The 12959-nt window shown below is 70.3% G+C and carries 8 protein-coding genes; 6 read left to right on the plus strand and 2 right to left on the minus strand.

Annotated features, from left to right (window positions below):
• The first annotated feature begins 6 nt into the window (after nucleotides 1–6).
• The gene (gene hflX, locus ABD793_RS05375; RefSeq protein ID WP_344855959.1) at nucleotides 7–1467 is read left to right on the plus strand and encodes a GTPase HflX; all 1461 of its coding nucleotides are present in this window, start codon (nucleotides 7–9) and stop codon (nucleotides 1465–1467) included.
• An 86-nt stretch (nucleotides 1468–1553) separates the two neighbouring features.
• Nucleotides 1554–2534: a hypothetical protein gene (locus tag ABD793_RS05380; RefSeq protein ID WP_425548664.1), complete on the plus strand. Its 981-nt coding sequence runs from the start codon at nucleotides 1554–1556 to the stop codon at nucleotides 2532–2534.
• Nucleotides 2535–3433: 899 nt separating this feature from the next.
• Here ABD793_RS05380 and lexA read toward each other — a convergent pair.
• Nucleotides 3434–4150, minus strand: a complete 717-nt coding sequence (gene lexA, locus ABD793_RS05385; RefSeq protein WP_344855963.1) for a transcriptional repressor LexA — start codon at nucleotides 4148–4150, stop codon at nucleotides 3434–3436.
• Between the two features lie 1283 nt (nucleotides 4151–5433).
• Between lexA and ABD793_RS05390 the strand changes: the two genes are divergently transcribed.
• The 4 genes from ABD793_RS05390 (at nucleotide 5434) to ABD793_RS05405 (ending at nucleotide 10360) form a co-directional block, all read left to right on the plus strand.
• Nucleotides 5434–5727 carry a LysM peptidoglycan-binding domain-containing protein gene (locus tag ABD793_RS05390; protein ID WP_344855965.1) on the plus strand — a complete coding sequence of 98 codons (294 nt, stop codon included), beginning with the start codon at nucleotides 5434–5436 and terminating at the stop codon, nucleotides 5725–5727.
• Nucleotides 5728–6034: 307 nt separating this feature from the next.
• Nucleotides 6035–6526: a transcriptional regulator NrdR gene (gene nrdR / locus ABD793_RS05395; protein WP_344855967.1), complete on the plus strand. Its 492-nt coding sequence runs from the start codon at nucleotides 6035–6037 to the stop codon at nucleotides 6524–6526.
• Between the two features lie 37 nt (nucleotides 6527–6563).
• The gene (locus tag ABD793_RS05400; RefSeq protein ID WP_344855969.1) at nucleotides 6564–9383 is read left to right on the plus strand and encodes a vitamin B12-dependent ribonucleotide reductase; all 2820 of its coding nucleotides are present in this window, start codon (nucleotides 6564–6566) and stop codon (nucleotides 9381–9383) included.
• A 263-nt stretch (nucleotides 9384–9646) separates the two neighbouring features.
• Nucleotides 9647–10360: a ferritin-like domain-containing protein gene (locus ABD793_RS05405; RefSeq protein ID WP_344855971.1), complete on the plus strand. Its 714-nt coding sequence runs from the start codon at nucleotides 9647–9649 to the stop codon at nucleotides 10358–10360.
• 433 nt (nucleotides 10361–10793) lie between these two features.
• Here the strand turns inward: ABD793_RS05405 and ABD793_RS05410 are convergent, their stop codons facing one another.
• A complete protein-coding gene (locus ABD793_RS05410) occupies nucleotides 10794–12893 on the minus strand; it encodes a prolyl oligopeptidase family serine peptidase (RefSeq protein ID WP_344855973.1) in 2100 nt (699 codons plus the stop codon).
• Between the last annotated feature and the right edge of the window lie 66 nt (nucleotides 12894–12959).

Raw genomic sequence — 12959 nt, forward strand, 5'->3', positions numbered from 1 at the left:
GGCACGATGACAGAACTGACACACACCGACCCGAACGACAACGACCCGAACGACACCGACCTGTACGACGACCCCTCCGTCGGCGAGATGGAGCTCGAGGACCGCGCGTCACTGCGCCGCGTCGCGGGCCTGTCCACCGAGCTGGAGGACGTCACCGAGGTCGAATACCGGCAGCTGCGCCTGGAGCGGGTCGTGCTGGTCGGCGTGTGGACCGAAGGCACCGCCGCACAGTCCGCCGCCTCGCTGGCCGAGCTGGCCAGGCTGGCCGAGACGGCCGGTTCGCAGGTGCTCGAAGGCCTCGTCCAGCGGCGCACGAAGCCCGATCCGGCCACCTACATCGGTTCCGGCAAGGTGCGGGAGCTGCGTGACGTGGTGGTGGCGACCGGCTCCGACACGGTGATCTGTGACGGCGAGCTTTCGCCGGGCCAGCTGCGCCAGCTGGAGGACAAGGTCAAGGTCAAGGTGATCGACCGGACCGCCCTGATCCTGGACATCTTCGCCCAGCACGCCCGCTCGCGCGAGGGCAAGGCGCAGGTCGAGCTTGCCCAGCTGCAGTACCTGATCCCGCGGCTGCGCGGATGGGGTTCGGCGCTGTCGCGTCAGGCCGGTGGCCGGGCAGGCGGCGCGAACGGCGGCGTGGGCCTGCGCGGTCCCGGTGAGACCAAGCTGGAGACCGACCGGCGGCGGATCGGCAAGCGGCTGTCCAAGCTGCGCCGGGAGATCGCCGCGATGGACACCATCCGCGAGACCAAGCGCGGCAGGCGGGTGGCCAACGAGGTGCCCAGCGTTGCCATCATCGGCTACACCAACGCCGGTAAATCGAGCCTGCTCAACGCGTTGACCGGGGCCGGGGTGCTGGTGGAGGACGCGCTGTTCGCCACCTTGGACCCGACCACGCGGCGTTCGCGCACCGCCGACGGCCGTGCGTTCACGCTCACCGACACCGTCGGGTTCGTCCGGCACCTGCCGCACCAGCTGGTGGACGCGTTCCGCTCCACGCTGGAGGAGGCCGCCGACGCCGACCTGCTGCTGCACGTCGTCGACGGTTCCGATCCGGCACCGGAGGAACAGGTGAACGCGGTGCGCGAGGTGCTCGCCGAGATCACCCGGAGCCGCAAGGACCCGTTGCCGCCGGAACTGCTGGTGATCAACAAGGCCGATACCGCCGACGAGGTCACCCCGGCCCGGCTGCGGCACGCGCTGCCCGGTTCGGTACAGGTGTCCGCCCGCACCGGTGCGGGCGTGTCCGAGCTGGCCGAGGTGCTCGCGGAGCAGCTGCCGAGGCCGGACACGCTGGTCGAGGTGCTGGTGCCGTACGCGCGGGGCGATTTCGTGGCCAGGGCGCATGCGGAGGGCCAGGTGCTGGAGGAGGAGCACCTCGCCGACGGCACGCGGCTGCGGGTGCGGGTCCGCCCGGACCTCGCCGCGGCGCTGCGCCGGTTCGAGACCAACTCCTCGGCGCTCTGAACGTCTTCCGTAGTGCGCGGGCGACCCGGCCCGCGCACTACGGAGGTGAGCGGGTGCGGGTGGTACTGGCCGTGGCTGCGGTGCTGATGCTGATCGGGGCGATGCCCGCGGCGGCCGCCCCGGCGCCGGAAACGGCATGCCGGATCACCGATTCGCGGGTGAACGAGCTGTCCGGCCTGGTTTCGGACGGTGCGCACTGGTACGCGATCAACGACGGCGGCACGAAGGTGCAGGTTTTCGTGCTCGACCGCAAGTGCGCGGTGCAGCGGGTGCTGTCCGCGCCCACCGACCCGTACGACGTCGAGGATCTGGCCCGCGCCGCCGACGGCACACTGTGGCTTTCCGACACCGGCGACAACCGGCACCAGCGCAGCACCGTGGCACTGCTGGAGATGAAGCCCGCAGGCGGCTCGGTCGTCCTGCACCGGCTGACCTACCCCGACGGCGCACACGACGCCGAGGCCCTGCTGCTCGATCGGGCAGGCACGCCGTATCTCGTGACCAAGGACGTGCTGGGCGACGCGAAGGTGTACCGGCCGACCGGTCCGCTGGCATCGCCGGGCCCGACCCCGCTCGAGCAGGTGGGGACGCTGCGGGTGCACAGCACCGACACCCCGGGCGGCCCGGTCGGGTCGTTCGGTTCGGTGCTCGTCACCGGCGGAGCCACCAGCGCCGACGGGACGGTGGTCGCCGTGCGCACCTACACCGACGCGTACCTGTACCCGGCCCCGGACGGCGATGTGGCCGCGGCACTGCGCCGCGAGCCGGTACGCGTAGCCTTGCCGAACGAGAAACAGGGCGAAGCACTCGCATTCGAACCGGACGGCACCCTGCTCTCCGCCGGTGAGGGCACCGGCCAGCCGGTCCGCACGATCCGGAACGCGACGTCGCTCGTCGCGGCCCCATCACCCACCCCACCGGATGGCACCGCCGACCAGCCGTCGGCGTCGTCATCATCGTCGGCGGAGAACAGCAACGGCGTACCCATGCTGCCCGCCGCCGGCATCGCAGTGGCAGTGGTCTTCGGCGGCTGGTTCCTGCTGAGCCGCCTACGCCGCCGCCGGTAACCTCCGCGCCGCCCAGCATGCACTGCCGACGGTGAGCTTGGTCGGTGGTTTCGCCGTCAGGCGGGATGTGTTTGTGGTGGTGAGGTTGGTGTCGGATGGGCTGCGCGGTGCTGGGTGGTTTCGCTGTCGGGTGGGGTGTGTTTGTGGTGGTGAGGTTGGTGCCGGATGGGCTGCGCGGTGCTGGGTGGTTTCGCTGTCGGGTGGGGCTGTGCTTGCGGTCGTCTGGTTTCCGCTGGCCCAGCCATGGTGTGGCTGGGTGGCGTTCCACTGTGCGGAGTTGTGCTGGCGGCGATGCGTCTCCGCGGGCCTGGTCGCGATGTGGCCGATGACTTTCGTGCCGTGCCGGCTTGCACCCGTCGGCGGGCGGATTTCTGCCCGGCCGGCCGTGGTCTGGCCGGTGGCTTTCCGGCCGGGCGGAGTGTGCCGCTCGGCGGCGGGGTCCTGTTCGGGCGCCCACGTGGTTTTGTGTCGTGCTGGGTGGTGATCGGGTTTCTGTCGGGCTGGTCGTGGTGCGGCGGCTGGCTTTCCTGCTGTGCTGGTGCGCCGCCCGGAGGTCGGCTTCTGCTGAGCGGTACGCACTGTCGACGTCGGGGTTCCTGCTGCAGGGCCGTTGCTTCCGGCCGAGCCTGCCGCCGGCGGTGTAGTCCGTCCTCAGTGGACACACTGTCGATGCGGAAGGTGTTGCCGCGCCGTCAGCCGCCGCGGCCGGGCGCTCCATCCGGCCACGGCGCGTCAGCGTGGAGATTCGGCGTCGGGCGGACGCGCTGGCGGGATCGAACTCCCACTGCGTGCGGTCGGCGACGTGCCGGACCGGGCTGTGCCGGACCGGGCTCGTCGCACGGGACGCGGAACCGTTCGCGGGGGCACCACAGGTCGTGTTCCGGCGCCCCCGCCGTGGATCAGAGCCGGCGCAGTACCGCGACGACCTTGCCGAGGATCGTCGCGTCGTCGCCGGGGATCGGCTCGTACGCCTCGTTGTGCGGCATCAGCCAGACGTGGTCTTCGGTGCGCTTGAAGGTCTTCACCGTGGCCTCGCCGTCGATCATGGCGGCCACGATGTCGCCGTTCTCGGCGGCAGGCTGCTGGCGGACCACGACCCAGTCGCCGTCGGTGATCGCGGCGTCGACCATCGAATCGCCGGTGACGCTCAGCAGGAACAGCTCGCCCTCGCCGACGATCTCCCTCGGCAGCGGGAAGACGTCCTCGACCGCCTGCTCCGCGAGCACCGGCCCACCGGCGGCGATCCGGCCGACCAGCGGTACGTACGCCGCCTTCGGCATGGGCGGCTGCTGATCGATGTCGATGCCCATCGGGTTGTCGTCGGTGGATGCGAGCACCCCGACTGCGCGCGGGCGGTTCGCGTCGCGGCGCAGGTAGCCCTTGCGCTGCAGCGACCGCAGCTGGTGCGACACCGAGGAGGTGGACGTGAGCCCCACCGCTTCGCCGATCTCGCGCACGCTCGGCGGGTAGCCGAACCGGCTCACCCAGGTGCGGATCACGTCCAGCACCTGTTGCTGGCGGACGGTCAGTGTCTCGTCCACGTCGTACACCTCCGGCAGCGCGCTGACCTTGCCACCGCCGGCCGGGTCCGGATCGGGTCCGGGCCCCTTCGCCACAGTGCTCCTAGCCGTGTCCTTCTCCAACGCTGCGTCGCCTCCAGCTCCTCCCGCGGCCGCCGGTCGGCGTCCCGCGCTTTGCCGCGCACACCGGCCCCGCTTCCGCGCGCCGGCGCAATCTGCCTGGGCAGATCTCCTGATCAACGACGTTAGCCACCGCGAGCGACGATTTCAAACATCTGTTCGATCGACACGCCGTGTCCTCTCGATTTTGTCGGTGCGGGGTGGTAGACCTTCGCACGGACGTTCGATAGAACGCCTGTTCGACTTGGGTCGCATCGCCGCGGCAGGCACCCCGGGCCGGACGGAGCAGCAGGTCACGAGGAGGTTTCGTCATGTCGATCCTGGCCGACCGCGGGTTCGTCCGCCCGCTCATGCCCGCCCCCGCCGGCCGGGCGGCCGACGCCACCACGCCGGACACCCCGGCCCGAACCGGCTCCGGAGGGGCTGCCCGGCGCGACCGCACCGGCTCCGGAGGGGCTGCCCGGCGCGACCGCACCGGACGGCAGAACACCGCGGAGGCACCGGAGGACGAGTCGGCCACCCGCGAGACGCACCCCCCGCGGACCGGTACCCGGATCACTCGCACGGGTGGTTTTCCGACACGGCGCGCACCGGCCGACGAGCCCGGCTGCCGCGAGGGGAAGGCGCCCGAGTCCCAGACGCGCCCGACCCGGGAAGACGGCGCGCGTACCGGGCAGGCAGCGGCCGGGTCCCACACCCGCCGCGCGTCGGTGGAGGAGTCCCGTGCTCGGCAGGTGGTGGCGGGCGGGCATCGTGCTCCGCAGGTGCCGGGGGACGACCCGCGTGTTCGGCAAGCGTCTGAGGACGGGGCTCGTGTTCAGCGGGCGCGGGCAGGTCGGTCGCTTGCTCGCCCGGCGGAGGACGGACCTCGCGTTCGGCAAGCGTCGGTGGAGGAGTCCCGTGCTCAGCGGGCGCGGGCAGGTGGAGCTCGTCTCCGGCAGGTGCCGGTGGACGAGCCCGGTGTCGGGCACGAGCAGGTGGCCGGGTCCGATGTCCGGCCCGGATTCGCGGCTGGGTCCCGTCTGCGGGCGGGGTCGGCGGGCGGAGCCTGTGCCCGGCAGGCGTCCGTGGTCGAACCGGCCATCCGGGAGGTGCCGGCTCGACGGAGCGGGGTCCGGCACGTTCCTGTGGCGCCGCCCGGTCCGGGGCGCACCGCGCGGGAGCGGCGTGGTGAACTGGTGCGGCCGCCCACGCGGGCGCGGGTCGTCGCGGGGCGACGGGGTGGGCCGGCCACCTGCCCGGAGACGCGGCGGCCTGCGGTGCGGTGGCCCTGGCTGCTCGCGATCGCGGCGGCGGCCTGCCTGATCGTCACCGGACTGGGTGTTTTCGGCGCCGGGGTTCCGGGCGGTGCGGTCCCGGAGCAGACCGCGTCGGTCTCGGTACGGGCCGGTGACACGCTGAGCGCTCTCGCCGCCCGGTTCGCGCCCGACGCCGATCAGGCCGCCGTGGTCGACCGCATCAAAACGCTGAACCGCCTGGACGACGCCGTCCTCGTGCCCGGGTTGCCGCTCACCGTGCCGGTTGCCGAAGGTGCGCCGAGCGCCGGGTCGTGACCCTCGGAAACGGTGCGGTCGCGGGCCGCCGGAACCGTCTTTCACCCGCTCGTGCCGCTTGCGTCCATTCGAGGGGCGATCTAAGGTCTACCCCTATATCTAGTAGTTACACCGCTGTAGTTGGTCCACAGGTAGGGGTAGACTGGAGTCAGTTATCCACAGCTGACCGGCGTTCACCCACCGGATGTCCACATGTCGATCACCAGGCGCGGGGTCGCGTGGGGTGATCGGGGCTCAGGCCGTAGCGTGGCGGCAGGGGCCGGACGGGAACAGGAATCGGCCGGCGCGGAGGGAAGGTGATCGGCGGATGAGGTGCCCGTTCTGCCGGCATGCGGACTCTCGGGTCGTCGACTCCCGAGAGGTGGATGAGGGTCAGGCGATCCGGCGGCGGCGCTCGTGCGCGCAGTGCGGCCGGCGCTTCACCACGTCGGAGACGATGGTGCTCGCCGTCGTCAAGCGATCCGGCGTCACCGAGCAATTCAGCAGGGACAAGGTGGTCAACGGCGTACGGCGGGCCTGCCAGGGCAGGCCGGTCGACGACGACGCGCTGCAGAAGCTCGCGCAGCGGGTGGAGGAGTCGATCCGTTCCGCCGGGTTGGCGGAGATCCCGAGCCACGAGGTCGGCCTTGCCATCCTCGGCCCGCTCCGGGAACTCGACGGGGTCGCCTACCTCCGGTTCGCCAGCGTCTACCGCTCGTTCTCCTCGGTCGAGGACTTCGAGAAGGAGATCTCCGACCTGAGGGAAGCCATGGCGGGCAGCGCGGAGGACACAGCAGGCGAGCGCGCCGAGGCCGACTGAACGTCGCCGGTGCGTGGGGAGTGAGGGACAGGACCGCATGACCGAAACCGTGGGAACCGGCGCGGCCGCCGGACGCAGCAAGAAGAAGGCCACGAACGGGCTGAGCGTCCAGCGGGTGTTCACCACCGAAGGGGTGCACCCGTACGACGAGGTCGCGTGGGAGAAGCGCGACGTCGTGATGACCAACTGGCGCGACGGCAGCGTCAACTTCGAGCAACGCGGGGTCGAGTTCCCCGAGTTCTGGTCGGTCAACGCGACGAACATCGTCACCAGCAAGTACTTCCGCGGCGCGGTCGGCACCGCGCAGCGGGAGGGCAGCCTCAAGCAGCTCATCGACCGGGTGGTGAAGACCTACGTCGGCGCGGCCGCCAAGCACGGCTACTTCGCCGGTCCCGCCGACCTCGAGATCTTCGAGCACGAGCTCACCTGGATGTTGTTGCACCAGGTCTTCAGCTTCAACTCCCCGGTGTGGTTCAACGTCGGCACCTCGTCCAAGCAGCAGGTGTCCGCGTGCTTCATCCTCGCCGTCGACGACACGATGGAGTCGATCCTGAACTGGTACCGCGAGGAGGGCCTGATCTTCAAGGGCGGCTCCGGTGCGGGCCTCAACCTCTCCCGGATCCGGTCCTCGAAGGAGCTGCTCTCCTCTGGCGGCACCGCGTCCGGACCGGTCTCCTTCATGCGCGGCGCCGACGCCTCCGCGGGCACCATCAAGTCCGGCGGCGCCACCCGGCGCGCGGCGAAGATGGTCGTGCTCGACGTGGACCACCCCGACATCGAGGAGTTCATCGCGACGAAGGCGCGCGAGGAGGAGAAGATCAAGGTCCTCCGCGACGCCGGGTTCGACATGGACCTCTCCGGTGCGGACATCTCCTCGGTGCAGTACCAGAACGCGAACAACTCCGTCCGGGTGACCGACGAGTTCATGCAGGCTGTGGAGAACGGCACCGACTTCGGCCTGCGTGCCCGGCTCACCGGCGAGGTGCTCGAACGCACCGACGCGAAGAAGCTGTTCCGTGGCATGGCCAAGGCCGCGTGGGAGTGCGCCGATCCGGGCATGCAGTACGACGGCACGATCAACGACTGGCACACCTGCCCCGAGTCCGGCCGGATCAGCGCGTCCAACCCGTGCAGCGAGTACATGCACCTGGACAACTCCAGCTGCAACCTCGCGTCGCTCAACCTGCTGAAGTTCGTGTCCGAGGACGGCACCTTCGACGCGCCGCTGTTTGCGAAGGCGGTCGAGTTCGTCATCACCGCGATGGACGTCTCGATCTGCTTCGCCGACTTCCCGACCGAGCCGATCGCCGAGACCACCCGCAAGTTCCGCCAGCTGGGCATCGGCTACGCGAACCTCGGCGCGCTGCTCATGGCGCTGGGCCACGCCTACGATTCCGAGGGCGGCCGCGCGCTCGCCGGCGCGATCACCTCGCTGATGACCGGCGTCTCCTACCGCCGTTCGGCCGAGCTGGCCGGGGTGGTCGGACCGTACGAGGGCTACGCCCGCAACGCCGAAGCGCACCAGCAGGTGATGCGCAAGCACGCCGCGGCCAACGAGCTCATCCGCACCCACCACTCCAACGACGCGGCGGTCCGCGCGCTGGCTTCCCAGGAGTGGCAGCGGGGCATCGAACTGGGCGGCCGCAACGGCTGGCGCAACGCACAGGCCTCGGTGCTCGCGCCCACCGGCACCATCGGCTTCATGATGGACTGCGACACCACCGGCGTCGAGCCGGACTTCTCGCTGGTGAAGTTCAAGAAGCTGGTCGGCGGCGGGTCCATGCAGATCGTGAACCAGACCGTGCCGCGGGCCCTGCACGTGCTCGGTTACCAGGACGAGCAGGTCGAGGCGATCGTCGAGTACGTCGCACAGCACGGCCACGTGGTCGACGCGCCGGGCCTGCGTCCGGAGCACTACGAGGTGTTCGACTGCGCGGTCGGCGATCGGTCCATCGCGCCGATGGGACACGTGCGGATGATGGCCGCGGTACAGCCGTTCATCTCGGGCGCGATCTCCAAGACGGTGAACATGCCGGAGTCGGCCACCGTCGAGGACGTCGAGGAGATCTACTTCCAGGGCTGGAAACTCGGCCTCAAGGCACTTGCGATCTACCGCGACAACTGCAAGGTCGGCCAGCCGCTGTCCACCGCGAAGAAGAAGGAAGCCGAGGCCGAAACCGAGGCGGAGAAGGTCGTCGAGTACCGGCCGGTGCGCCGTCGGCTGCCGAAGAAGCGCCCGAGCCAGACGGTGTCGTTCACCGTCGGCGGCGCGGAGGGCTATCTGCACGCCGGCTCGTACCCGGACGACGGCCTCGGCGAGATTTTCGTGAAGCTCGGTAAGCAGGGCTCCACGCTGGCCGGTGTGATGGACGCGTTCTCGATGTCCATCTCGGTGGGCCTGCAGCACGGCATCCCGCTGGAGTTCTACGTCTCGAAGTTCTCCAACCTGCGTTTCGAACCGGCCGGGATGACCGACGATCCGGACATCCGGATCGCGACCAGCGTCATGGACTACCTGTTCCGCCGCCTCGCTCTCGACTACCTGCCCTACGAGAAGCGCGTTCAGCTCGGCATCTTCACCGCCGACGAGCGTTCGGCCGAAGTCGAGGCGAACTACGGCGGCACCATGGACCTGGAGGCCTTGCGCACCAGCGTGGACTCCTCGCCGGTCGCCGCGCGTGCGGGGAAACCGGAGTCGGAGACGGAAGCCGACGCGCACAGCACGGCCGAGCTGATGGAACTGCACCTCGGCAAGGCCGCCGACGCCCCGCTGTGCATGACCTGCGGAACCAAGATGCGCCCCGCAGGCTCCTGCTACGCGTGCGAGGGCTGCGGCGCCACGTCCGGCTGCAGCTGACCGGCACCCCTCGGACCGCACCCGACGCAGCTGTCGCCGGGTGCGGTCTGCCGTGCCGGGTGGGCGGCCAGCCTCGACGATGACCGTGGTGAGCTGCAGGGACGCCGTAACGCGACGGTGTCAGCATCAGGTCCCGGCAGCAGACGGGTGCGCCGGTTCCTGTTCGTGTCCGTCGGTGCGCGCGACTTGCACTGGCGGCACGCCGGATTTCCGCACCGAACCTGCACATTTTCCGCGCCACGGCAGCACATCCGGTCGGCAGCATGACCGACATGGACTGGTACGCGGAGTTTGCAGGGCAAGCGCGGCGGCGGCAGCTGCGTCCGGAGCCCGAATGGGCCTGCGGGGCAGTGCTGGATCCGGTCGTCGTACGGAGTGTGCAGCGGTTCCAGGTCGGGGAGTCGGGGGACGGGGAGAACCTGATCGCCTCGGCGGGCAGGCACCGGGCTGCGGTGGAGTTGTTCGTCGAGGAGGAGCGGACGCACGCGCGGCTGCTCGCGCGCCTGCTCGAAGCGGCCGGTGCCCGGACCATCGACGGGCACTGGTCCGATGCGCTGTTCATCCGGGTGCGCCGCGCGTGCGGGCCGCGACTGGAACTGATGGTGCTGCTGATCGCCGAGGTCGTCGCACTGGGCTACTACCGCGCGTTACGCGACGGCGCCGGCGACGCGCTCACCACGGAGGTCGCCGCGCGCATCCTCGCCGACGAAGAGCGGCACGTCCCGTTCCACGTCGATCGGTTGCGGGAGCGGGGGATTCACGGGTTCGTGCGCGCGGTGTGGCGCGTGCTGACCGCGGGCGCGGTGGGGATCGTCCTGTTCGGACACGGCAGGGCACTGCGGGGGCTGGGGGTCCCGCGGATCGCGTTCGCCGCCGAGACCTGGGCACGGTTCGAACAGGTGCTCGTGGACGTCCACAGAGGACCGTCGCCGGTCCCGGGACCGCGGTTGCGGGCGCGGCCCCGGGGACTCGTCTAGGCAGTGTCCGGTAAGTCGTCGAAGCCGGAACACGATGGCGGCGATGGTGGGTTCGGTCCGGTAGCAGGCGGTGCGTTGGGCGTAGCGGGTGGCAAGGTTGAAGCAGCAACGTTGCGCTGCTGGTAGACCTCGGCATCGAACACGGCTGGTCGTCCGCCGCGGGAGCCGGTGGCAGTTCTGCGGGCGATCTGGTCGTCGCGCTGCGGGCTGATCAACGTGGTTCGCCGGCCGCGCATCGCTTGGCGGGTCGGGCGATGCGAGTACGTTTTGTCAGCGATCACCGTCTTGGGTCTGCAGCGTGGCCGGCTCGGGCCGGGCCACACCGATGGCATCCAGCAACGGAAGTAGTTGCCGGTTGTCGCCCGGCTGGTCCGGGTGAGCAGGAACCGCATCGGCAGGCCACGCCCATCGACGGCCGGACGGATCGTGGTGCTCAGTCCGCGTCGGGACCGGCCGAGCCCCTTCCCCTCGGCGACGAGGACGTCGATCTCGTTGCTGCATCCCCTTTTTCCGCGCGGCCGTCGGTCAGCTTCGACCACAGGAACTCGTACGCCAGCGCGGTCCGGAAGGCCAGTTGCCCGTTGTCGGCTGCCGCGCCGTGGCCGCCTTCGATGTTCTCGAAGTACTCGACTTCGGGGTGTCCCTGTTCGCGCATCCGGGCCACCATCTTCCGTGCGTGGCCCGGATGCACGCGGTCGTCCCTGGTCGAGGTGACGAACAGGATCGGCGGATACGTCCGGTCCGCGTGCACGTTCTGGTACGGCGAATACTTCGAGATGTACTCCCATTCGGCCGGTACGTCCGGGTCACCCCATTCGGCCATCCACGACGCACCCGCCGGCAACAGGTGGTAACGCTTCATGTCGAGCAGCGGCACCTGGCACACGATCGCGCCGAACAGCTCCGGGTACTGCGTGAGCATCACGCCCATCAGCAGTCCGCCGTTGCTGCCGCCCTGGATGCCGAGCCGCTTCGCGGTGGTGATGCCCCGCGTGACGAGATCACGGGCGACCGCGGAGAAGTCCTCGTACACCTTGTGCCGGTTGGCCTTCACCGCCTGCGCGTGCCATTCGGGGCCGTATTCGCCGCCGCCGCGGATGTTCGCGACCACGTAGGTGCCCCCACGGGAGAGCCAGGACCGGCCGATCGAGCCGCTGTAGGACGGGGTGAGCGACACTTCGAAGCCGCCGTACCCGCTCAGCAGCGTCGGTCCGCCTTCGGCATCCGCCGGGCGGAGCACGAAGTACGGGATCTTCGTGCCGTCCTCGGACGTCGCGAAGTGCTGGCTCACTTCGATCCCGTCGGTGTCGAAGAACCCGGGCGCCTGCTTGAGCACCTCGACCTCGCCGCCGACCACGCCGCGGCTGAGCGTGGACGGCTGGACGTAGCTGGACGAGTCGACCAGGTACTCGTCGTCGAGGTCGGGTTCGGTGTCCACGATCTGCGCACTGCCGAACTCCGGCGCACCGGCGAGCGCTGCCTCGGACCAGCCGTCCGGACCGGGGGTGAGCACGCGCAGCTCCGTCTTGACATCGCGCAACGTCCCGAGCAGCAGGTGGTGCCGGGTCCACGTGTAGTAGTCCAGCGAGGTGTGCGCGTCCGGGGTGAACAGCGCGGTGAAGTCCCGTTCGCCCGCCTTGAACGCCTCGTACCGGATGGCGAGCAGCGCGCCGGCCGGATGCTCCGTGCCTCCGACGGTCCACGAGGTCCGTGGCTGCACCAGCAGCCATTCGCGGTGCACCGACACGTCGACGTCGTGCGGCAGGTCGAGCTTCAGCAGTCCGGCCGGGGTCCGTTCGAACACTTCGGTACGGAAGAAGTCGATCGCGCGGTACACGAAGTCGCGCTCGAAGCCCTCGGTCGGATCGTGGTGGCCGGAGACCGCGACGTCGTCGGGCTTGGCCTCGAACACCGGCACCGCGTCCTCGGGCGCGGTGCCCCGCCGCCATTCCTTCACCAGCCGCGGATAGCCGGAGGTGGTGAGCGTGCCCGGCCCGAAGTCGGTGCCGAGGTACAGCCGGTCGGCGTCGATCCAGCTGACCCGGTTCTTCGCCTCGGGCAGGAAAAAGCCACCCTCGACGAACTCGTGCGCGTCGAGGTCGAACTCCCGGACCACGGTCGCGTCGGCCCCGCCGCGGGAGAGCTGCACGAGCCCGAGCCGGTGGCCGGGACGCAGCACCGCGGCGCCCTTCCACACCCAGTTCTCGCCCTCGGCCCCGGCGAGCGCGTCGACGTCGAGCAGCAGTTCCCATTCCGGCTCGGCGCTGCGGTACTGCTCGAGCGTGGTACGCCGCCACAGCCCGCGCGGGTGCTCGGCGTCCTGCCAGAAGTTGTAGAGGTGCGACCCCCGGCGCACCACGTACGGGATCCGGCCGCCCGCGTCGAGCACCTCGCGGATCGCGTCCCGCAGCTGCCCGAACCGTTCGCCCGACGTCAGCACGTCCAGTGTCCCGGCGTTGCGGGCGCGGACCCAGTCGAGCGCCGCTTCGCCGGTCACGTCCTCCAGCCACAGGTACGGATCTTCGACAGTCATGCCGCCCAGTCTCGCCGCCCGCGCGCCGTCCGGCCAAGTGGGCCGGTGTTCCCGTTTCGTGATCCG

Origin of the sequence: Amycolatopsis ultiminotia (genome assembly GCF_039536925.1) — a bacterium.
Classification (GTDB): domain Bacteria; phylum Actinomycetota; class Actinomycetes; order Mycobacteriales; family Pseudonocardiaceae; genus Amycolatopsis; species Amycolatopsis ultiminotia.